The organism is Streptococcus porci DSM 23759, assembly GCF_000423765.1.
GTDB lineage: Bacteria > Bacillota > Bacilli > Lactobacillales > Streptococcaceae > Streptococcus > Streptococcus porci.
The window spans coordinates 1-21584 of the sequence record NZ_AUIP01000025.1; the positions used below are offsets into that span (position 1 = coordinate 1).

General features: G+C 41.1%; 21 protein-coding genes and 1 pseudogene. 19 read left to right on the forward strand and 3 right to left on the reverse strand.

Annotation, left to right across the window (positions count from 1 at the left end; all coding sequences use genetic code 11):
* The coding region (locus tag G576_RS12655) for a transposase (protein ID WP_037618856.1) at positions 1–348 on the forward strand (348 nt) is incomplete at its 5' end.
* A 326-nt stretch (positions 349–674) separates the two neighbouring features.
* Here the strand turns inward: G576_RS12655 and proC are convergent.
* Together proC and pepA are read right to left on the reverse strand one after the other, a co-directional pair.
* On the reverse strand, positions 675–1445 hold the full coding sequence (gene proC, locus G576_RS0109140; RefSeq protein WP_027974346.1) for a pyrroline-5-carboxylate reductase: 771 nt from the start codon (positions 1443–1445) through the stop codon (positions 675–677).
* 1 nt (position 1446) lies between these two features.
* Positions 1447–2511: a glutamyl aminopeptidase gene (gene pepA, locus G576_RS0109145; RefSeq protein WP_027974347.1), complete on the reverse strand. Its 1065-nt coding sequence runs from the start codon at positions 2509–2511 to the stop codon at positions 1447–1449.
* A gap of 136 nt (positions 2512–2647) precedes the next feature.
* On the opposite strand from pepA, the gene G576_RS0109150 reads away from it, so the two are divergent.
* The 18 genes and pseudogenes from G576_RS0109150 (at position 2648) to G576_RS12665 (ending at position 19933) form a co-directional block, all read left to right on the forward strand.
* Positions 2648–2941, forward strand: a complete 294-nt coding sequence (locus tag G576_RS0109150) for a DUF4651 domain-containing protein (RefSeq protein WP_027974348.1) — start codon at positions 2648–2650, stop codon at positions 2939–2941.
* Positions 2938–3255 carry a thioredoxin family protein gene (locus G576_RS0109155; protein ID WP_027974349.1) on the forward strand — a complete coding sequence of 106 codons (318 nt, stop codon included), beginning with the start codon at positions 2938–2940 and terminating at the stop codon, positions 3253–3255. Before G576_RS0109150 ends, G576_RS0109155 begins: the two co-directional genes overlap by 4 nt.
* A gap of 56 nt (positions 3256–3311) precedes the next feature.
* Entirely contained in the window at positions 3312–3938 is a 627-nt protein-coding gene (gene ytpR / locus G576_RS0109160; protein ID WP_027974350.1) for a YtpR family tRNA-binding protein, read from the forward strand.
* Between the two features lie 85 nt (positions 3939–4023).
* Complete coding sequence (rnpA, locus tag G576_RS0109165; RefSeq protein ID WP_027974351.1) at positions 4024–4383, forward strand: ribonuclease P protein component; 360 nt, start codon at positions 4024–4026, stop codon at positions 4381–4383.
* Positions 4367–5191: a YidC/Oxa1 family membrane protein insertase gene (locus tag G576_RS0109170; protein WP_027974352.1), complete on the forward strand. Its 825-nt coding sequence runs from the start codon at positions 4367–4369 to the stop codon at positions 5189–5191. The genes rnpA and G576_RS0109170 overlap by 17 nt, the downstream gene beginning before the upstream one ends.
* A gap of 10 nt (positions 5192–5201) precedes the next feature.
* Positions 5202–6221 carry an RNA-binding cell elongation regulator Jag/EloR gene (gene jag / locus G576_RS0109175; protein WP_027974353.1) on the forward strand — a complete coding sequence of 340 codons (1020 nt, stop codon included), beginning with the start codon at positions 5202–5204 and terminating at the stop codon, positions 6219–6221.
* Positions 6222–6341: 120 nt separating this feature from the next.
* Positions 6342–8678 carry a penicillin-binding protein PBP2A gene (gene pbp2a, locus G576_RS0109180; RefSeq protein WP_027974354.1) on the forward strand — a complete coding sequence of 779 codons (2337 nt, stop codon included), beginning with the start codon at positions 6342–6344 and terminating at the stop codon, positions 8676–8678.
* A gap of 48 nt (positions 8679–8726) precedes the next feature.
* On the forward strand, positions 8727–8879 hold the full coding sequence (gene rpmG, locus G576_RS13365) for a 50S ribosomal protein L33 (RefSeq protein WP_083960002.1): 153 nt from the start codon (positions 8727–8729) through the stop codon (positions 8877–8879).
* Positions 8880–8994: 115 nt separating this feature from the next.
* Positions 8995–9168 (forward strand): preprotein translocase subunit SecE, encoded by a 174-nt coding sequence (secE, locus tag G576_RS0109185; RefSeq protein WP_027974355.1) that lies wholly within the window; start codon positions 8995–8997, stop codon positions 9166–9168.
* A 162-nt stretch (positions 9169–9330) separates the two neighbouring features.
* Positions 9331–9873: a transcription termination/antitermination protein NusG gene (nusG, locus tag G576_RS0109190; RefSeq protein WP_027974356.1), complete on the forward strand. Its 543-nt coding sequence runs from the start codon at positions 9331–9333 to the stop codon at positions 9871–9873.
* Between the two features lie 695 nt (positions 9874–10568).
* Positions 10569–12023: an aminotransferase class I/II-fold pyridoxal phosphate-dependent enzyme gene (locus G576_RS0109195; protein WP_027974357.1), complete on the forward strand. Its 1455-nt coding sequence runs from the start codon at positions 10569–10571 to the stop codon at positions 12021–12023.
* A gap of 2 nt (positions 12024–12025) precedes the next feature.
* On the forward strand, positions 12026–12883 hold the full coding sequence (gene speE, locus G576_RS0109200; protein ID WP_024385568.1) for a polyamine aminopropyltransferase: 858 nt from the start codon (positions 12026–12028) through the stop codon (positions 12881–12883).
* The gene (locus G576_RS0109205; RefSeq protein WP_027974358.1) at positions 12883–14142 is read left to right on the forward strand and encodes a saccharopine dehydrogenase family protein; all 1260 of its coding nucleotides are present in this window, start codon (positions 12883–12885) and stop codon (positions 14140–14142) included. Before speE ends, G576_RS0109205 begins: the two co-directional genes overlap by 1 nt.
* Entirely contained in the window at positions 14143–15270 is a 1128-nt protein-coding gene (gene nspC, locus G576_RS0109210) for a carboxynorspermidine decarboxylase (protein ID WP_027974359.1), read from the forward strand.
* Positions 15267–16364 carry an agmatine deiminase gene (aguA, locus tag G576_RS0109215; protein WP_027974360.1) on the forward strand — a complete coding sequence of 366 codons (1098 nt, stop codon included), beginning with the start codon at positions 15267–15269 and terminating at the stop codon, positions 16362–16364. The genes nspC and aguA overlap by 4 nt, the downstream gene beginning before the upstream one ends.
* Before the next feature lie 111 nt (positions 16365–16475).
* A complete protein-coding gene (gene aguB / locus G576_RS0109220; protein WP_027974361.1) occupies positions 16476–17351 on the forward strand; it encodes an N-carbamoylputrescine amidase in 876 nt (291 codons plus the stop codon).
* Positions 17352–17445: 94 nt separating this feature from the next.
* A complete protein-coding gene (locus G576_RS12660) occupies positions 17446–18186 on the forward strand; it encodes a patatin-like phospholipase family protein (protein WP_051178089.1) in 741 nt (246 codons plus the stop codon).
* 175 nt (positions 18187–18361) lie between these two features.
* Positions 18362–19933, forward strand: a pseudogene (locus G576_RS12665) (ABC transporter transmembrane domain-containing protein).
* Positions 19934–20114: 181 nt separating this feature from the next.
* On the opposite strand, the gene G576_RS0109235 reads toward G576_RS12665, so the two are convergent.
* Positions 20115–20978, reverse strand: a complete 864-nt coding sequence (locus G576_RS0109235) for a helix-turn-helix domain-containing protein (protein ID WP_027974362.1) — start codon at positions 20976–20978, stop codon at positions 20115–20117.
* Between the last annotated feature and the right edge of the window lie 606 nt (positions 20979–21584).

A 21584-nucleotide genomic window follows, 5' to 3' on the forward strand; every position in this document is an offset into this window, starting at 1 on the left:
GAACTGGGAGATATTCGCCGTTTTCAGTCTGCCAATCAAATCAATGCCTTTATCGGTATTGATCTGAGACACTATGAATCTGGCAACTTCCTCGCTAAGGAACACATTACCAAGCGTGGCAATCCCTACGCTAGAAAGATTCTGTTCAAATGTATTCACAATATCGCTTCAGCCAGTCACACCAATCCTTGCCATATCGCCGACTTTTATGAGGAACGAAAAAGACAATCGCAAACAACTTCAACGAAGCCACACACGATTGCCTCCATACATCGTCTCATTCGGACAATGTATTACCTCATTATGCATAACAAACTTTACGATTACGCTTCAACCCAAAATCGGTAAAACTGTTTATGCTCTATCATTGTAACACCTTATCAAAAATTTTCAACATAAGGTGTTAATTTCGTGTACTCTTTTTACACGAAACTTTAGTTCAAAAGAAAACAATTTCCTTATTTTGACTATTGAACTCAAAATATTTTTCGTCAAATACCTTGATGAACTTGACAAATGGTAGAAAAAGCACCTCAATCGTTAGATCTCATGTCTAATTTTGGGGGTGTAGTTCAGTTTATACTAGATTTCAACAGGAGTGTTTTCTTGTATCTCATTTTAGGGGCTAGTATCCTTTATGGTGCATTTAGCCATTACAGAAATTATAGTATCAATTAAAGTTGTTTTGCCTTTTCGATGGTTTTGTCAATGGCAGAGTTAATAGTATAAGTTAAACTCTTTTTTTCTAGCTCCATAAGGCCTGCGATAGTGGTGCCACCAGGGCTGCAAATCTTGTCAATCAGGTCATGCGGACTGTCTGTTCCTATCAAGATGTTTTGAGCGGTAGCCTGAACGGTCTGGCTGACAATAGCTAGAGTTGTGTCTTTTGGCATACCGTTTTTGACGCCAGATTTTGCTAAAGCTTCAATGAAGAGGGCAATGAAGGCAGGACTTGAACCGGCCAGGGCTGTGAAAGCGTCGAAATCTTTTTCGGCTACGTCAAAGGTGACTCCAAAGCTGTCACAAATGCCTTTAGCTGTGGTGAGAAGTTCGTCAGATACTTTATCATTGCCACAAATAGCTGTTGTGCTAGCAAGAATTTGGGCATTAATATTGGGCATGATACGAAGTAGTGGTAAATCTGAGTTAGTTAAATCAGCTAAGCGTTCCAAAGTAATACCAGCGGCCATAGACAGGATGGGTTGCTTGAAGCTTAAAGTGGACAATACAGTTGGAAAGAGTTGTGGCTTGATACCCAAAATCACCAGATCAACCTGGTCCAGCAATTCTTGATGTGAGTTAGTGTAAGCTAGTCCCAGTTCTTGGCCAATTTCCTTTGAGCGGTCGGGAGAGGATCCAGATATGATAATGTCATGTTCGGCTTGGCTCAGTCCTTTAATGATGGCAGTTGACATCTTGCCAACGCCGATAAATCCAATTTTCATCTTAATATCCTTTAATTGTATTAACAGTTGAGCGGTCAAGATTTTTCACGATGGCTTGTAAAAAGGCTTGTGCTTCAAGGAAATCATCCATAGCGTAGAGGGTTTGATGACTGTGAATATAGCGGGCGCATACACCGATAGTCGTTGATGGGACACCGCCGTTTTTCAAGTGAGCTGCACCAGCATCGGTGCCACCCTTGCCACAATAATATTGGAACTTGACACCGGCTTCTTCGGCTGTTGTCAAAAGGAAATCTTTCATGTCCTTCAGCATGATATGGCCAGGATCATAAAAACGTAGCAGAGTTCCATCACCGATTTTACCTTGGCTACCATAAACATCGCCGGCAGGTGAGCAGTCAACGGCAAAGAAGAGTTCAGGATCAAATTTGGTTGTTGATACGTGAGCTCCACGAAGACCAACTTCTTCTTGAACATTAGCCCCTGCGATGAGGGTATTTGGTAACTCTTGACCTTTTAAGTGTTCTAATAATTCTGTTACCATAAGAACTCCGTAACGGTTGTCCCAGGCTTTAGAAATGATATTTTTCTTGTTAGCGGTTAAGATGGTCTCAGACTCTGGGATAATAATGTCTCCTGGGCGCACGCCAAAACGTTCAGCCTCTGTCTTATCTACAAATCCAGCGTCAAAAATTACATCAGCTACTTTTGGGATAGTCGCTCCGCCATTGCCACGCATGAGGTGAGGAGGTACAGAGCCAGAGATGACAGGAAGTTTAGCGCCAGTTTGGGTGTGGAGAGTAAAGCGCTGGGCAGAGACAACCAGTGGGCTCCAACCACCAATTTCAACCACACGGAAAGTGCCATCAGGCTTGATATCACTAATCATGAAGCCAACTTCGTCCATATGAGCAGCCACCATAATACGAGGAGCATCAGCAGTCTTGCTGTCCTTGATGCCGAAAATGCCACCGAGACCATCCGTCTCAACACGGTCAACAAGAGGTGTCATTTTTTGACGCAAATGATTACGAACATCGTGTTCAAAACCGGCAACACCGTGCAATTCAGTTACTTCTTTGATTTTTGAAAATAAGTCTGTCATAAGAGTCTCCTAAATCATATAGATATCTTTTATTCTATCATTAAGCCTAAACTTTGTCAGTTTTTTATTTGAAGGGGTACTGACTTTCTGGATTCTTTTGGGACAAAAGCGGTGCTTTTATGATAAAATAATGTTTATGAAACAAAAACGATTTGCCTTCCTAGCGGGCATCTTAGGGCTAGGCGGTTTGGCAGCGGCTAGCGTAGTTGCGCATCAAAAACAATTAGACAAAGAGCGTCAACAGATTCTCGTGGAAGTCAGAGAGTTTTTTGCGTCCTTTGGCAAAATTTCAGTCATCTATATCAATGATTTTGAGTCAATCAGACGTTTAGTAACTGGCGGTGTAGTTTTTGAAGATGGTGTGACCTTTTATTTCAGTTATGACCATGGCGATATCAATTACCGTTTAGAAAAGGACTTAGATAAATGATCATATCTGAAAACTTTGAAGAATTAGCGAGCTTAGTAGAAAGCGATGAAAAGGTCGTGTTCTTTTTCACGGCGGATTGGTGCCCAGATTGTCAATTTATTTATCCAGCTCTGCCAGAGATTGAAGAAAGATTTCCAGAGATGACATTTGTTCGCGTGGATCGAGATGATTTTATAGACCTAGCTCAAACGTGGAGTATTTTGGGGATTCCCTCTTTTGTTGTCACCCAAAAGGGTAAGGAACTGGGGCGTCTAGTCAACAAACTCAAGAAAAGTAAAGAAGAAATTATCAGCTTTTTAGAAAAGTGTAGATAATTGACCGTCTGGAAAACGACAATGATTAAATAATAATGATAAGCAAGGAAGAATACATGATTTTTGCATATAATAAAGAACAGGTTGGGGATACGCTCCTCGTTATTTTACAAGATACCAAGGATATCAAACGCTCGGTTGAGCGTAAGGGAAAAGTTGCGCGCGTTTATGATTTAGTGACGGGTGAGACCTTAGCTTGGAACATTTTTGAGGTTTCAAGCTTAATTACTCTTGAGGGGAATGGTCAGGTGATCTTGTCAGACCAAGATGTGGCCATTATCAATCAAGAGTTAGTTAAAGAAGGTTTTACAGAAGAGTTGCTTAATAACCAAGGGCCGTTTTTTGTGGTGGGCCAAATTGTAGAAATGGTACCACATCCTGATAGTGACCATCTCAATATTTGCCAAGTTCAAGTTGCATCTGATAAAAGAGTACAGATTGTGGCAGGGGCACCGAATGCGGCTGTCGGTCTTAAAACCATCGTTGCCCTTTCTGGCGCCATGATGCCGAGCGGTAGCCTTATTTTCCCTGGTCAGCTTCGTGGAGTGGATAGTTATGGTATGATGTGTAGCCCTCGTGAGCTGGCTCTTCCGAATGCTCCTCAGGTGCGTGGCATCATTGAATTGGACAATTCTGCAGTAATTGGTGAGCCGCTTGATGCTACCAAGCACTGGAAAGGATAAATTTGCCTCAAAACCTCTATTCAAGGGGTTTTAGCTTTTTCTGAATTGTGATATAATAAAAAAAATATAAACTTGGAGTCTAATCGTGAAAAAAAGCTATCGCGTCAAGCGTGAGAAAGACTTTAAGCTGATTTTTCAAAGTGGCACGAGTGTTGCCAATCGAAAATTTGTAGTTTATAGTCTCCCAAAAGACCAGGCTCATTTTAGGGTGGGTCTCTCAGTCAGTAAAAAACTGGGCAATGCGGTGGTCAGGAATCGTATTAAACGCAGGCTCCGTCATCTGATTAAAGAGCTGTCACCCCATCTTGTAACGACGGACTTTGTCATTATTGCTCGTAAGGGAATTGAAATTCTCACCTATCAGGAAATGAAAAATAACCTTACTCATGTATTGAAATTGGGAAATCTGTATCAGGAAGGAAATCAAGGTGAACAAGAAACTTAAGGTAAGTGGTCTTTTGATGGCTGGTTTGGTTCTTTTATCAGCCTGTAGCCGAAGTGGCCAAAGTATGTCACCAATTACAGCTGACAGTACTGGTTTTTGGGCAAAGCTGGTTTACTTTTTTGCTCAGGCAATCAATGGACTGTCCTTCGGTAATATCGGTGTTGGGATTATTCTCTTCACTCTAGTAGTCAGAACGGCACTTTTACCGCTTTACAACATGCAAATTAAGTCCAGCCGTAAGATGCAGGACCTACAGCCTAAACTAAGAGAGCTTCAAAAGCAGTACCCAGGCAAGGACACAGATAGCCGTCTAGCTCTGACTGAAGCGACAAATGCTCTCTACAAAGAAGAAGGGGTCAATCCATACAGCAGTTTATGGCCCTTGCTAGTTCAACCCCCTGTTATGATTGCTCTTTATCAGGCGCTCTTACGGGTTGATTTCCTAAAAGAAGGCTCCTTCCTTTGGTTTAAATTAGCAGAGCCAGATAAGCTTTTTATCCTACCAATCTTGGCAGCAGTCTTTACCTTCTTGTCTACTTGGTTGACAAATAAGGGTGCTCGTGAGAAGAATGTTGCCATGACGATTATGTCACTGGTAGCACCAGTGATTATTTTGATGGTCTCAATCACGCTTGCAAGCGGTGTGTCTCTCTATTGGACGGTGTCAAATGCTTATCAAGTTGTGCAAATCTTGATTTTTAATAATCCTTTCAAGCTCATTGCAGAGCGCGAGCAATTGGCACAAGCAGAAAAAGAAAAAGCGGCAAGAATTCGCCGTGCTAAGAAAAAAGCACAAAGACGTAAATAAGGAGAATCTTATGGCTATTTTTACAGGAAAAACGGTAGAAGAAGCTATCGAAGCAGGCTTACGCGAGCTTGGTCTACCACGCATGAAAGCTCATATCCGCGTGGTCTCAAGGGAGAAAAAAGGCTTTCTTGGCTTTGGGAAAAAGCCCGCGCAGGTAGAGATTGAAAGTATTGATGAGAAGACAGCGCATAAGGCTGATCAAAAGGCAGTCAAAGGTGTTCCTGAGGAAATCAACCAGCAAAATGCACCGGTGACCACCAGTCTGGAAGATACAATTGAACTCAGCAAGGTGACCAGCCTCATTAAGGAAATGGAGGCTCGTGGAGAGCTGGAAGTTGAACCAGAAGTCAAAGAGCAGTTTTTGACTAATAAAAAATCACCGCAAACCATTTTAGAAGAAACTGGTCATTTCGAGGTTTTAAAAGAATTGCAAGGCAAAGAACCTGGGGATGTCATTGAAGAGACAGCGACTAAAATGTCTACACCAGAAGTGGTAGAGTCAGTTAAAGTGGATGATTTCCAAGCCTTTGTTTCTAGTGAATTTAGTCAAGATGAGTCAGAAGAAATTTCTGAAGACATTGAGGCTGCGGCAAAGGATGTGGCTGCCTACGTCGAAAAAATCATCTACGAGATGGATGTTGAAGCAACATTGGAAACCACTACTAACCGTCGTCAAATCACTATCCAGATTGAGACACCAGAGGCAGGACGTGTTATTGGTTACCATGGAAAAGTGCTTAAGTCTATGCAACTGTTAGCACAAAATTTCTTACACGATCATTATTCACGCTACTTTTCTGTCATTCTAAATGTCCATGATTATGTGGAACATCGTACAGAGATTGTCATTGATTTTACAAAGAAAATGGCTAAGCGGGTATTAGAAACAGGCCATGATTACGTTATGGATCCAATGAGTAATAGTGAGCGTAAAATTGTTCATAAGACGGTTGGGAAAATTCCAGGTGTAGAAAGCTATTCAGAAGGTAATGATCCAAATCGTTACGTTGTTATCAGCAAACTTCATTAATGTACAGGAGCCAGTCTAAGCTGGCTTTTTTTTGTGTCCGAACTCAGTCTTAGGTCGGATTTTCTGGATGTAAATAGATTGCTTAAGACAGAGATAAAGGGCCTGTGATATAATATATTTATGACAATTTTAGAATTATTGAAGAAAAAATTTTTTCCAGATAACTATCAAAAAGAACAAGAGGCTCTGAAAGAGGCGCAGGCAGAATTTATGGAGGACTTTCAGGCAGAAAAAACTACAGTTACTGAACCTCAAGCATCACCTGAAGAAGACCTTGGTCAACTGTCTGAGGAGGGACAGCCAAACTCTCGTTATCAGCGAAGTCGTTCTCATCAGAAAAAGGAAGAGAGTAAATCTGACATTCTCAAGAAAGCAGATAAGCTAAAACTAGCCCCTACAAATCCGTTACGTCAATTTTGGCGTCGTTATCATATGGGGAAGATTCTTTTAATTAGCCTGACAGGATTTATCCTCCTGACCAGTGGTTACCTTTTTTATCTAGCCAAGACAGCCAAGGTTTCGGACTTGCAGGAGGCACTCAAGGCGACCACTGTTATTTATGACCGCAATGGTGAGTACGCAGGTTCCCTGACCGGACAAAAAGGCACCTATGTGGAGCTAGATGCCATTTCAGATGATTTAGAAAATGCTGTGCTTGCTACCGAGGATCGAAGTTTTTATGAAAATAGCGGTATTAACTTCAAGCGGACTATATTAGCTGTGCTGACGCTCGGTAAATCTGGTGGTGGTTCGACCATCACACAGCAACTGGCTAAAAATGCCTACCTAACTCAAGACCAGACGATTAAGCGTAAAGCGCGTGAATTCTTCTTGGCCTTAGAGTTGACTAAGAAATACAGCAAGAAAGAAATCCTAACCATGTACCTCAATAACTCCTACTTTGGTAATGGGGTCTGGGGTGTCGAGGATGCGAGTCAAAAATATTTCGGAACTAGTGCGGCCAACCTATCTCTAGATGAAGCTGCAACACTTGCGGGTATGTTAAAAGGTCCTGAAATTTATAATCCCTACTATTCTATTGATAATGCCACCAACCGCAGGGACACGGTTTTACAAGGAATGGTAGCGGCGGGATATATCAGTCAAGAAACTGCTGATGAATCCATGACCGTTGGAATGGGAAATCGATTAGCTGATACTTATGCAGGCAAAATGAACGATTATAAGTATCCTTCCTACTTTGACGCGGTCATCAGCGAGGCTATTGAAACCTACGGCCTGAGTGAAAAAGACATTCTTAACAATGGTTATAAAATCTATACTGAGCTGGATCAAAATTATCAAGTGGGTATGCAGGCAGCCTTGGATGATGATAATTTTATCTATGTGGCTAACGATGGTGAGACTTCTCAGGCAGCTAGTGTTGCTCTGGATCCTTCAACTGGTGGGGTAAGAGGTCTGGTTGGTCGTTCAAACAGTACAGAGAATGCCACTTTTAGAAGTTTCAACTACGCGACTCAAGGGCTCAGAAGTCCAGCATCAGCCATAAAACCCCTCTTAGTTTATGCCCCAGCAATCGCTTCAGGTTGGAATATCGATGAGCTGTTACCCAACACAAATCGCGATTTTAACGGTTACGCTCCATCAAACTATGGGGGCATTGAGACAGAAGATTTACCCATGTATCAGGCATTGGCAAATTCATACAACATTCCAGCAGTCTATACCCTTGACCAGATTGGCATTAACAAAGCTTTTTCTTATGGGAAAAAGCTGGGCCTTAACATGACGGATGTTCCTAAAGAACTTGGAGTGGCTTTAGGTTCAAGCATGACTGTCAGCCCTATGCAGATGGCACAAGCCTATGCTACCTTTGCCAATGATGGGGTTATGAATAAGGCGCACTTGATTACCCGTATCGAGACAGCGAGTGGTGAAAAAGTCAAAGCCTATACACCCTCAGCACAACGTGTGATGAGCAAATCTGTAGCTGATAAGATGACTAGCATGATGTTGGGAACTTTTACTAATGGTACGGCTACTTCAGCCAACGTCTATGGCTATACCATGGCTGGTAAGACAGGGACGAATGAAGCCAGTTTCAATCCTGACGTCATCAGTGACCAATGGGTTATTGGTTACACACCTGATGTGGTGATTTCTCAGTGGATTGGTTACGATAAGACAGACGAAAATCACTATATTATTGACCCCTATAGCAATGCGTCATCACTCTTTAGTACTATGGCAAGCTCGGTTCTACCTTATACGTCAGGGACGAAGTTTAAGGTGGAAAATGCTTACGCCGCAAATGGTATTGATGCCGTGTATGACGAGTCAGCTCAGGAAGCTCAAGAGGAGTCGCGCAGCATTATTGACGATTTAACTGACTCAGCAACCAAGACCAAGGAGGAATTGGAAAAAGCTTTGAATGATAGCACCATTCCAGAAAAAGCTCAAAACCTCTGGAATAGTATTCTGGACTACTTCAGATAAGTTGCAAAGACATCTGTAATATGGTAAAATGGCTCTTACGGAGGCAGTATGGCACAGAAAAAAGCAAGTTTAGCGTGTGTGGATTGTGGGAGTCGTAACTACTCTATTTCAGTTAGTAGCAATCCTAAACCAACACGTTTAGAAGTTAAGAAATTTTGTAAGCACTGTAAGGGATATACCCTGCACAAGGAAACACGTTAAGACCGCTAATAATCATCCTTGAGACTAACCAGTCACAATAAGCCTGATTTTAGTAGGTATACCTAAAGATGGTTTCCAGAAACCCTGTAATTTGAATGAGGAGTATAAAGCAATTATGTTTATCAAAGGCATTTTTCAAGTTTTGAAAGGTACAACTTGGCCAAATCGTAAACAACGTTGGTATGATTTTATTTCAGTTCTTGAATATACCATATTTTTCACTATAATTATTTTCCTTTTTGACCGTTTGATTTCAGGTGGTCTCTTGAATTTGTTTAATAAATTCTAAGAAAAGTCTTAAAAAATAAGCAGAATTTAGGGCTTATTTGGTCAAAACTGTGATATAATACCAGTAAAGACAAAGCCGCTTCGACGGCTTTTTTATATCGTCGCTTTAATTAGGGTTGTAATTTCTCTGATTGAAGCAAGTTTATTTACAAAGGAGCAAGAAATGTTAGATTCATTTGACAAGGGCTGGTTTGTCCTTCAGACTTATTCAGGTTATGAAAATAAGGTTAAGGAAAACCTTTTGCAACGTGCCCAAACTTATGACATGTTGGACAATATTTTGCAGGTGATTATTCCAACTCAAACCGTAAACGTTGAGAAAAACGGGACTAGCAAAGAAATCGAAGAAAATCGTTTCCCAGGTTATGTTTTGGTGGAAATGGTGATGACTGACGAGGCTTGGTTCGTGGTGCGTAACACGCCGAACGTTACAGGATTTGTAGGGTCACACGGAAACCGTTCAAAACCAACCCCACTCTTGGAAGAAGAAATCCGTTCAATCCTTATTTCAATGGGTCAAAAAGTGGATGTCATCGATACCAATATCAAGGCTGGCGATATGGTTCAAATCATCGATGGCGCCTTTATGGGACAAGAAGGTCGCGTGGTTGAAATTGATGGCAACAAAGTTAAACTCATGCTCAATATGTTTGGTACAGAAACTCAGGCAGAAGTAGAACTTTACCAAATTGCAGAATTGTCGTAAGCAGAAGGCGTCAGCCTTCTTTTTTGATGAGCCAGAATCAATATTTTACCAAAGGTCTTTACAGGGCCTTGGAAAAATGCTATATTAGTAAAGCTTAGAAAAGATGTTTTCTAGCAAATATAGACCCGAGTAAAAAATGCCTACGGACAGGCAGGGTTGAATGCCGAAGCGTGCCTACTTTCGGGCTAAGAGTTCTTTTGGTAAGTTAAGCCAGTTTGATATACTTCGACTATCTGTGATGGCTTGCTTTATCTAAATGCCTTTTAGCTCAGAAATCATATGAGACTAGTATTTCTTTGAGATGAGTTTTCTCACGGGCACATTATTGATAGGGTTAAAAGCCTACATTTTATAAGTTGATATTAGGAGATTGCTCCTGATTCGTATATCAAATTAGTGTGGTGAAAGCACACGTCATCTTGTGAAACGGTCAATAAAGTACGTAATATTTGCAACTAGAGAGTTAGGAAACATCTGGAACAGACATACTCAACAGAAACAAACGAAAAAACGTCAGAAGATTGTAGAGCAGGTGAAAACCTGCTTTTTTTCATAGGAGAGATCTTGAGAAATCTCGATGTCAGTTAAAGTCTTGATAGAGTTAAGTATTTAAAGAGACTTAGCCAAATGAAGCAGATGATCGAGAAAAATATCCAGAATATTCTGGAAACAATAAATCCTTAAAGGAGTATGTCGTGTACCAATTAGATCAGTATCAAGCCCCTGTTTATCAGGGGTTGGTGAACTTACGGAAAAAAAGGATTGTTCCCTTTGATGTCCCAGGACACAAACGGGGACGGGGTAATCCAGAGTTGGTCGAACTGTTAGGAGAAAGATGCGTGGGGATTGATGTCAATTCTATGAAACCTTTGGATAATCTAGGGCATCCAGTCTCCATTATTCGAGAGGCGGAGGAATTGGCAGCAGAAGCCTTTGGTGCCAGTCATGCTTTTCTCATGGTTGGAGGGACAACCTCTTCCGTCCAGACCATGATTCTGGCGACTTGTAAGGCAGGCGATAAAATCATCCTCCCTCGAAATGTCCATAAATCTGCCTTGAATGCTTTGGTTTTATGTGGGGCTATTCCTGTTTATGTTGATATGACCGTTCAGCCAAGGATTGGTATTGCTCTTGCCTTGGAAAATGAAGCTTTTGAACGAGCTATTTCTGAGCATCCTGATGCGGTTGCTGTCTTGATCAACAATCCGACCTATTATGGCATCTGTTCGGACCTACGTACCTTGACTGAAAAAGCTCATGCAGCGGGTATGAAAGTCTTAGTCGATGAAGCTCACGGTGCGCATTTGCATTTTTCGGAAAAATTGCCAGAGGCAGCTATGGATGTGGGGGCTGATATGGCAGCTGTTTCCATGCACAAATCAGGTGGCAGTCTGACCCAGAGCTCGCTCCTATTGGTCGGTCCAGATATGAATGTGGAGTATGTCCGCCAGATTATCAATCTGACCCAGTCGACATCCGCTTCCTATCTCTTGCTGGCTAGTTTGGATATTTCAAGGAGAAATCTGGCCCTTCGTGGGAAAGAGTCTTTTGAAAAAGTCATTGAAATGTCTGAGTATGCTCGCCGTGAAGTCAATGCCATCGGTGGCTACTATGCCTATTCCAAGGAATTAATTGATGGTAAAACGGTGCATGATTTTGATGTAACCAAGCTCTCCATCTATACGCAGGGCATTGGTCTGACAGGGATTGAAGTCTATGATTTGTTGCGGGATGAGTACGACATCCAGATTGAATTTGGCGACATTGGCAATATCTTGGCCTATATCTCCATCGGTGACCGCTTGCAGGACATCGAGCGGCTGGTGGGGGCTCTGGCTGACATCAAGCGTCTTTACTCACGAGATGGTTCGGATTTGATTTCGGGAGAATACATCCAGCCGCAGCTGGTTTTGTCACCGCAGGAAGCCTTTTATGCAGAGCGGGAAAGTCGTTCCCTGCAAGAAGCAGTTGGTCAGGTCTGCGGGGAATTTGTTATGTGCTATCCGCCTGGTATTCCGCTTTTAGCTCCAGGTGAGCGAGTGACCCAGGAAATTGTTGACTACATTATCTTCGCCAAGGAACGCGGTTGTTCCCTCCAAGGGACAGAAGATCCAGATGTCAACTTCATCAATGTCATTAAGGAGGACTAGTCATGGAAATGTGGTTTTCAGAAGTTCAAACACCTGATGTAAAATTGTCCATTCGCACCAGCCAGCAGCTCTATGCTGGCAAGAGTGAATTTCAGGACATTGCTGTGTTGGACTCGCCAGCCTTTGGTAAGATTTTGACCCTTAATGGTCGGGTTCTCTTTTCAGATGCGGACGACTTTGTTTACAACGAAATGGCCGTTCATGTACCAATGGCCGTTCATCCAAATCCCAAGAAAATCTTGATTCTGGGTGGGGGAGATGGTGGAGTTGCTCAAGTTCTCAGTATGTATCCTGAAATCGAACGTATTGACGTTGTAGAGCCAGATGAACTCCTTGTGGAAGTTTGTCGTCAGTATTTCCCAGACTATGCAACTGGCTTGGAAGATGAGCGAGTCGAAGTTTATTTACAAGACGGTCTGCGTTTCTTGCGCAACTGTGAAAATGAATATGACATCATCATCAATGATGCGACAGATCCATTTGGACATACGGAAGGGCTCTTTACCAAGGAATTTTACGGTAATGCCTACCGGGCTTTGAAGGAAGATGGCATCATGGTCTACCAGCATGGTTCGCCATTTTATGACGAAGATGAGTCTGCCTTTCGTTCCATGCATCGGAAGGCGACCCAATCTTTCCCTATCAGCCGTGTTTATCAGGCCCATATTCCGACATCTGCTGCAGGTTATTGGTTATTTGGCTTTGCCTCTAAAAAATACCATCCTATAGAAGATTTTGACAAGGAAAAATGGAAGGCGCGCCAGCTTTTCACAGAATACTATACCGCTAATCTCCACATCGGAGCATTTCTCTTGCCTCGATACGTGGAAGACATTTTAGAAGAAGAGGAGAAAAAATAATGAGTCGTTTGTTAGTGATTGGTTGTGGCGGAGTTGCCCAAGTTGCCATCAGCAAGGTTTGTCAGGCAGAAGATACCTTCAAGGAAGTCATGATTGCCAGCCGTACCAAATCCAAATGTGATGACTTGAAGGCTATTTTGGAAGGAAAAACAGCTGTAAAAATCGAAACTGCCCAAGTGGATGCGGACAAGGTGGAAGAAGTGATTGCCTTGATTGAAAGCTACCAGCCAAAAGCTGTCTTGAACGTTGCCCTGCCTTACCAAGACTTGACCATCATGGATGCCTGCTTGGCGACGGGCGTGGACTATATCGACACGGCCAACTACGAGTGCGAGGACACCGAGGATCCAGAATGGCGGGCCATCTACGAAAAACGCTGTGCTGAAGAAGGATTTACGGCTTACTTTGACTACTCTTGGCAGTGGGCTTATAAGGAGCGTTTTGAAAAAGCAGGGCTGACAGCTCTTTTGGGATCCGGATTTGATCCAGGTGTGACTAGTGTATTTTCTGCCTACGCACTGAAACATTATTTCGATGAAATCCACTATATCGACATCCTAGACTGTAACGGTGGAGACCACGGTTATCCATTTGCGACCAACTTTAACCCTGAAATCAACTTGCGTGAGGTTTCTGCACCAGGTTCCTACTGGGAAAACGGCAAATGGGTGGAAGTCGAAGCTATGTCGATCAAACGAGAATATGATTTCCCAGAAGTTGGCCAGAAAGACATGTACCTCCTCCACCACGAAGAAATCGAATCCCTAGCTAAGAATATTCCAAGTGTCAAACGCATCCGTTTCTTCATGACCTTTGGTCAATCTTACTTGACTCACATGAAGTGTTTGGAAAATGTTGGTCTCCTGCGAACAGATCCAATCAACTTCAACGGTCAAGAAGTGGTGCCAATCCAATTCCTCAAAGCATTATTACCAGACCCTGCTAGCCTTGGTCCTCGTACCGTTGGCAAGACTAACATCGGCTGTATTTTCACTGGTGTTAAAGACGGCGTTGAGAAGACTATCTACATCTACAATGTTTGTGACCACCAAGAGTGCTACAAGGAAGTTGGCTCACAGGCTATTTCCTACACAACTGGTGTGCCAGCTATGATTGGAACCAAGCTGGTTATGGACGGAATTTGGAAGAAACCAGGTGTCTATAACTTGGAAGAATTGGATCCAGATCCATTCATGGACTTGCTCAATCAATATGGTCTGCCTTGGCAGGTAGTAGAAAATCCTGTTTTGGTGGACTAGATGAGAATTGATCAAGTCCCAACACCAGCCTATGTTATTGACGAGGCTAAGCTGGTAAAAAATTTAGAAATTCTCAAGTCCGTTCAGGACCAAACAGGCTGTAAGGTACTTTTGGCCCAAAAAGCCTTCTCCATGTATGCTACCTATCCGCTGATCAGTCAGTATCTGGCTGGCACAACTGCATCAGGACTCTATGAAGCCAAGCTGGGTCGTGAGGAATTTGGGGGCGAAGTCCATGTCTTTGCCCCAGCCTTTAAGGATGCGGATTTGGAGGAGATTTTGGAAATTGCAGACCACATCGTCTTTAATTCGGAACGCCAACTCCGCAAGCATGCGGACAAATGCCGAGCAGCTGGAGTCAGTGTTGGCCTGCGGATTAATCCAGAGTGTTCCACCCAAGGTGAACATGCACTTTACGACCCCTGCGCAACGGGTTCTCGTTTCGGCGTCCGAATCAGTCAGTTTTCAGAAGACCTGCTGGACTTGGTGGATGGCCTGCATTTCCATACCCTCTGTGAGCAAAATTCCGATGATTTGAAAACTACCTTGGATGTTGTTGAGGCCAAATTCGGTCCCTACCTACACCGTATTAAATGGCTCAATATGGGCGGCGGCCATCATGTGACCAGAGAAGATTATGATCTGGACTTGCTGATTTCTTCTATCCAGCACATGCAGGAAACCTATGGATTAGAAGTCTACATTGAGCCTGGTGAAGCCATTGCCCTCAATGCAGGCTATTTGGTGACAGAAGTTTTAGACATTGTCGAAAATGGTATTGAAACGCTAGTATTAGACGCATCAGCTACCTGTCACATGCCAGATGTTTTGGAAATGCCCTATCGCCCACCGCTTCGTCATGGCTTTGAGGCTGGAGAGAAGGCTTTTACTTACAGACTGTCTTCCAATACCTGTCTGACGGGCGACATCATCGGTGATTATTCCTTTGAAAAGCCTGTTGAGATTGGTGACAAACTCTATTTTGAGGACATGGCCATTTATTCCTTTGTCAAAAATAATACCTTCAACGGTATCGGTCTGCCAAGTCTGGTCTTGATGGATCAGACAGGCGACTGTCGAATTATCAAAAGCTTTGGCTATGAAGATTTCAAGGGGAGGTTGTCATGATAGAAAGTCCAAAAGCAGCGGGTTACCGCATGCCTGCTGAGTATGAGCCCCATCATGGTACCCTAATGGTGTGGCCGACTCGCCCAGGATCCTGGCCCTTTGATGGTCAGGGGGCAAAAAAAGCCTTCAGCCAGGTCATCAAAACCATTGCTGAAAGCGAGCAGGTCTATCTCTTGGTGGATGAGGCACATCGTGAGGAAGCTCAGTCTATGCTAGGTGATGGCATTTCCTACCTGGACATCCCCACAAATGACGCTTGGGCGCGTGACACAGGTCCGACGGTTTTGGTTCATGAAAATGGCAGAGCTTTGTCTGTCGATTGGGCTTTTAATGCTTGGGGCGGAAGCTATGATGGTCTTTATCAGGACTATGAGGCAGATGATCAGGTGGCTAGTCGATTTAGTCAGGCCATCGGTCTGCCAGTCCATGATGCCCACCCCTTTGTCCTAGAAGGAGGAGCCATCCATAGCGACGGCGAAGGAACCATCATGGTGACCGAATCCTGCCTGCTAAGTCCAGGCCGCAATCCCCATTTGACCAAGGACCAGATTGAGCAAGTGTTGCTAGATACTCTCGGAGCTGAAAAGGTCCTCTGGCTCCCATACGGTATCTTTAATGATGAAACCAATGAGCACGTGGACAATGTTGCGGCCTTTGTTGGTCCAGCCGAGATAGTTTTAGCCTGGACAGATGATGAGTCAGATCCCCAATATGCCATGTCCAAGGCAGATTGGGACTACTTGGAAAAGCAAGTGGATGCCAAGGGTAGAAAGTTGATCGTCCATAAACTGCCTATCCCCAAGCATCCAATTCTAGTAACAGAAGAGGACTTGCCAGGCTATGTCTATGAAGCGGGGGAGGAGGAGCGGTTTGCTGGTGAACGTCTGGCTGCTTCCTATGAGAATTTTTACGTCAGCAACGGTGCGGTATTAGTGCCCCAGTTTGATGATGAGCATGATGCGCAGGCACTGCATCTCCTAGCGCAGCTTTTTCCAACCAGAAAAGTCGTCGGCATTCCAGCTCGCGACATCCTACTTGGAGGTGGGAATATCCATTGCATCACCCAGCAGATTCCCCTTTATGGGGCTAAATGACTCTGATACAGCGTCAAGCCGGATTGGCATACTCCAGTATAGCCGGCTCCGGCCTTCCTTGTCTCAGAGCCATTGTATCTCCCATAAAGAAATTATGAAAAGGAAGAAAATATGAGAAATGTTACTGTAGCAGCTGTCCAGATGCAGTGTAGTCAGGACCTTTGGGAAAATCTGGCAACTGCAGAGCGTTTGGTCAGACAGGCAGCTAGTCAGGGAGCGCAGATTATTCTCCTGCCTGAACTCTTTGAGCGTCCTTATTTTTGTCAAGAACGCCAGTATGATTATTATAACTATGCCAAGTCTGTAGAAGAAAATGATGCTGTTCAGCACTTTATTCCTATTGCCAAGGAATTGCAGGTTGTCTTGCCCATTTCCTTCTATGAAAAAGATGGCAATAGCCTCTACAATTCCATTGCTGTAATCGATGCAGATGGGACGGTGCTAGGTGTTTACCGTAAGACTCACATTCCTGACGACCATTATTATCAGGAGAAGTTTTACTTCACACCTGGAAATACTGGATTTAAAGTTTGGAAAACGCGTTATGCGAAAATTGGCATTGGCATCTGTTGGGACCAATGGTTCCCAGAAACTGCTCGTTGTCTAGCTCTGAATGGAGCAGAATTACTCTTTTATCCAACAGCCATTGGTTCGGAGCCGATTTTGGACACGGATAGCCAAGGTCATTGGCAGCGGACCATGCAGGGCCATGCTGCAGCCAATATCACACCAGTCATTGCTGCCAATCGGATTGGCTTGGAAGATGTACAACCTTCTGCAGAAAATGGAGGCCAGTCTTCTAGCTTGTGTTTCTATGGTTCGTCCTTTATGACAGATGAAACAGGTGAAGTGATTGAAAAAGCGGGACGTGATGAAGAAGTTGTCTTGCTTGCAACGTATGATTTGGATAAGGGAGCGCGTGAACGTTTGGATTGGGGACTCTTTAGAGACCGCAGACCACATATGTATCAAACCATTAGTTGCTAATTAATTAAGAAACTGGGTCAATCCCAGTTTTATTTTTTACACAATTTTCTGAAGATTTTGATATAACAAACAACAATTATAGGAGAATGCTGGAATGACAGTAGGATTGGTCTTAGAAGGCGGTGGCATGAGAGGACTTTACACAGCTGGAGTTCTGAATGCCTTTTTAGAAGCAGGCATCAAAGTTGATGGGATTGTGGCAGTATCTTCTGGTGCTCTCTTTGAGGTTAATTATCTTTCAGACCAAAAAGGCAGAGCTCTCCGCTATAATAAACGTTTCATTAAAGATAAAAATTACATGGGACTGCGTTCTTGGATAAGGACGGGAAATGTGGTTAATAAAGATATGGCCTACTATAAAATTCCTATGGAGCTAGACAAATTTGACCAAGCTGCCTTTGCTCGGTCGGGTGTCCCTTTTTACGTGGTCGCTACGGATATAGAGACTGGAAAAGCTGACTATATTAAGATTGACAATGTTTTTGACCAGCTGGAAGCCTTTCGTGCCAGCTCGGCCTTGCCCCTAGCTAGTGAAATTGTGACCTATCAGGACAAGCACTACCTGGATGGTGGATTATCTGATTCCATTCCAGTGACTTTTGCTCAAGGCTCGGATTTTGACAAGCTGATTGTTATTTTGACTCAGTCACTGGATTATCGTAAGAAGCCATCGAGTGGCAAGCTCTACAAGCTTCTATATAAAAAATATCCCGACTTTGTTGCTGTAGCCTCCAAACGTTACCAGCATTACAATGAGAGAGTGGAAAAAATTATCCAGCTAGAGGAGAATTTTCCTGATGTTTTTAATATCTGGGGAGAATCCCCAGACCCCTAAGCATAAAATCCCCAAAATATACTAATTAAAGGAAACTTTTTGGGTTAATTGCTAGTTATCAAGGATGATAAAACCAGCTCCGTCCCAAATAAGGGAAGTTTTATGTTTAGGTATAGATTTGGATTATAATTTTTTCATAAAGATTTTAGTGAGTAGAAGAAGTATGAAGCGTATTATGAACGGGTATAAATTACTGTATATTATATTGGTTTTATTAAGTATTGCTAGCGCATTTTTGATGACCTTTTTCTCTGTTCAATTAGGGAAAATACTTGATAACTTATCTAGTTCCAATGGTGAGTTATTAATCCAGGTAGTCATATGTATCGGCGCGCTAGTGTTGTGGTTTTTATGTTCATGGTGTTATTCCTATATAAAGAGTAAGTATGTAAAAAATATTATTATAGATTTAAAAGAGCGATTATTCTTAGATTATTTATCGCGTGAATTTAGTGAAATGAATGACAATTATAGTTCGAATTTTCTGAATAATGTGACAAAAAATATTGATATTATTCAGGAGAACTTATTGATTCCTAGAATTACGATTGTTACGAATTTAACTTCGCTAGTCATGAGTGTGGCCGCTATTTTATGGATAGAATGGCACCTAGCATTAGTTTTTTTTGCATTGTCGTTTCTAACTATTTTTCTATCACAAGCACCAGGGAAACTGATGACTAAGGCAACAAGTCATTATTCAGAACAAAGCAGTCACTATTTAGCAGAAATGACAAATTTTATTGATGGCTTTGAACAAATCAAATTATTGAACGTTCAAAAATGGATACAGAAATTAATACAAAAAACAACCTTTGATTTTGAAGATTCTAGAAAAAAATATCAATATCGAAAAGATTTTGCTTCAAATGCAGGAACGTTTCTGAGTTTCTTCTCCCAAGTAGTGTGTATGGTTGCGGGTATATTTTTTGTAAGAAAGGGTTTGCTTACAGTGGGATTGTTGGTAGCAAGTATTCAATTATTGAATGGTGTATTTGGACCGTTACAATCCTTCCTTTACAATAAAAACTTAATAAAAAGCACGGATGCGGTCTTATTAAGTTTTCAAGATATCCTAGATAGGAGTTATATTGATACTAGTTATGTTATAGATAGTAATATATATAGAGAAATTACTAATATCTCCATAAATAATTTAACATATCAGGTTGGAAGCAGATCGATATTCAATAATTTCTCGTTTGAATTTAAAAAAGGGAATATATATGCCATTATCGGTTCTTCAGGGGTAGGAAAATCAACCTTAGCTAAATTGATATTAAATTATTTTCCTAAAAGTTTATATGATGGAGAAATACAAATTAACGGAAAAAGTAATTTTGAAATTAGTTCAAAAGAGTTATATAGGGAGATTGCCTTTATACAAAAAAATGACTTCCTTTTTAATGGTAGTGTCTTGGATAATATAAAGTTAGATAGAGAAGTGGATGTGACTACGCAATTAAGAAATACCTTAGGTTTTAGCTAGGACTTTATGAGTAAGAAATTGTCTAAGGAAAGAACGATAGTATCGGAAGGAGAAAAACAACGTATTGATTTAGCCAGATTTTTATGCAAAACCTATTCTGTATATATATTTGATGAACCTACCAGTCATCTTGATCCAAAAAAATCCAAAGATATCATGGATTATATTTTATCAATTGAGAATGCAATAGTTATTGTTATTACTCATGATCATAATCCAGAAATATTGGAACGATTTGATCAAGTTATTGCTTTATAATGGAAAGGAATTACTTATGAGTTGTGAAGTTAAAAAAATGAGTTTTTAAAGACACTCTGCAGAGAAAAATTATTTAATATTCCTAGTTGGGATAGTATTACCGAAGAAGTTGAGAAAGTGTCTCTAGAAGAACTTAATTATTTTGTGAAAAAAGCACTTGTTCAAAATGAGAAATTCCACATTATAATAGATTGCTAATGTGTTCATCAAAGTGTTCTTTATAATTTTTATATATAATTTTATTGAAATTTTTGAAGATTTTTAATGCTTCTTCTATTTTTGAAATTGCTTTCTGCACATTATTGTAAAATTTTAGATCTAGGTATCCTTCTAAATATAATAAAATGGTTTGCTCAAAAAAATATGTCGAATTAACTAGCATTTTTTTAGTAGATTGCATTAAAAACACTGATTCTGTATGTAAACCGTTTTCGATCATAATAAGAAGTGAATTGAGGAGTAGCTGAATCAGTGCTTGTTTATTGCGGGGAATAGGATTATATAATTGTCCTTTTTCTAGAGCTTCTTTAGAGTATTGAAATAGAAGTTTAGGGGGCAGAGTTCGGCAACAATTTCCAAGTATAAGTGTTTCGTAGTATCCCCAATTTTCAATAGAGAATAGGTAATTTGAAAGATACGAGATATCTTGAGGATTTAGTTGATAATTTTTGTCAATTCCAGAAATAATACTTTGGATGAAAATAGCATTTAATTTATGATAATGAGACCCCGTTTCTTTAAAATATTTATTTTCTTGATCAGCTAAATTTATCAGTTCTTTGATCTCTTGATTATATGAACACTTTTGAACAGCGTTTATTAAGGTATTGAATTCTGGAGGAGCATAGCTATTACATGCAAGTAAAAATTCTTCTAGTGTTATTCCAATTTTTTCTAGTAAATATAGTAATTTAAAGACAGAAATTTCAGTTTCTCCTAGTTCAAATCTTGAAATTTGAGATTTTGAAATTTCATAACCTGCTAGTGAAGAAATGGACATTCCTTTTTCTTCCCGCATTCTTCTGTAGGTTTCCCCTAAAATCATATGTTGCATCCATCTGTTGTAAAAAGGTAGAAAGTGAGAAATTATGATAAAATATTACCATTTGATTTTTGATATTATCATTATTATAGGCTTATGTCAATAAATTTTATAGTGATGAAATATTTCATTTATAATCATAGCGTTAAAGTTCAGTGGTGCTTTGTGAAACAATGGAATTTATCGGATGAATAGTTTCCAAAATTAGAATAGTTATTTTCACGACATCTTTTTTATTCATTTCTCAACTGCATAAGTTCCGAAAAGCCATTTTTGATAACCCTTAATCTGAAATAATAGGTTATAAGTGATGAGAGACGAATAAAGTGTCTAATAGGTGCTTGGTATTACTGACATTTATCAAAGAATGATAAATGAGACAAAAAACCAGCTCTCAAAAAAGCCCGCAAGGCATCACAATTTTCAAAACGTTAATATTCAGTTATATCAACGTTTCAAAGTACTTTGCGAAGTGTTCGCAAGGTGCTTTTTTCTACCATTTGTCAAGCCTATTAAGGTATTTGATGAAAAATATTTTGAGTTCAATAGTCAAAATAAGTAAATTGTTTTATTTTGGACTAAAGTTTCGTGTAAAAAGTGTATACAAAA

Excerpts from the sequence above, each read along its gene's own strand:
- proC (WP_027974346.1), bottom strand. The coding sequence starts at position 1,445 with ATGAAAATTGGATTTATCGGCGTTGGCAAGATGTCAACTGCCATCATT.
- pepA (WP_027974347.1), bottom strand. The coding sequence starts at position 2,511 with ATGACAGACTTATTTTCAAAAATCAAAGAAGTAACTGAATTGCACGGT.
- G576_RS0109150 (WP_027974348.1), top strand. The coding sequence starts at position 2,648 with ATGAAACAAAAACGATTTGCCTTCCTAGCGGGCATCTTAGGGCTAGGC.
- G576_RS0109155 (WP_027974349.1), top strand. The coding sequence starts at position 2,938 with ATGATCATATCTGAAAACTTTGAAGAATTAGCGAGCTTAGTAGAAAGC.
- ytpR (WP_027974350.1), top strand. The coding sequence starts at position 3,312 with ATGATTTTTGCATATAATAAAGAACAGGTTGGGGATACGCTCCTCGTT.
- jag (WP_027974353.1), top strand. The coding sequence starts at position 5,202 with ATGGCTATTTTTACAGGAAAAACGGTAGAAGAAGCTATCGAAGCAGGC.
- pbp2a (WP_027974354.1), top strand. The coding sequence starts at position 6,342 with ATGACAATTTTAGAATTATTGAAGAAAAAATTTTTTCCAGATAACTAT.
- rpmG (WP_083960002.1), top strand. The coding sequence starts at position 8,727 with ATGGCACAGAAAAAAGCAAGTTTAGCGTGTGTGGATTGTGGGAGTCGT.
- secE (WP_027974355.1), top strand. The coding sequence starts at position 8,995 with ATGTTTATCAAAGGCATTTTTCAAGTTTTGAAAGGTACAACTTGGCCA.
- nusG (WP_027974356.1), top strand. The coding sequence starts at position 9,331 with ATGTTAGATTCATTTGACAAGGGCTGGTTTGTCCTTCAGACTTATTCA.
- speE (WP_024385568.1), top strand. The coding sequence starts at position 12,026 with ATGGAAATGTGGTTTTCAGAAGTTCAAACACCTGATGTAAAATTGTCC.
- G576_RS0109205 (WP_027974358.1), top strand. The coding sequence starts at position 12,883 with ATGAGTCGTTTGTTAGTGATTGGTTGTGGCGGAGTTGCCCAAGTTGCC.
- nspC (WP_027974359.1), top strand. The coding sequence starts at position 14,143 with ATGAGAATTGATCAAGTCCCAACACCAGCCTATGTTATTGACGAGGCT.
- aguA (WP_027974360.1), top strand. The coding sequence starts at position 15,267 with ATGATAGAAAGTCCAAAAGCAGCGGGTTACCGCATGCCTGCTGAGTAT.
- aguB (WP_027974361.1), top strand. The coding sequence starts at position 16,476 with ATGAGAAATGTTACTGTAGCAGCTGTCCAGATGCAGTGTAGTCAGGAC.
- G576_RS12660 (WP_051178089.1), top strand. The coding sequence starts at position 17,446 with ATGACAGTAGGATTGGTCTTAGAAGGCGGTGGCATGAGAGGACTTTAC.
- G576_RS0109235 (WP_027974362.1), bottom strand. The coding sequence starts at position 20,978 with ATGATTTTAGGGGAAACCTACAGAAGAATGCGGGAAGAAAAAGGAATG.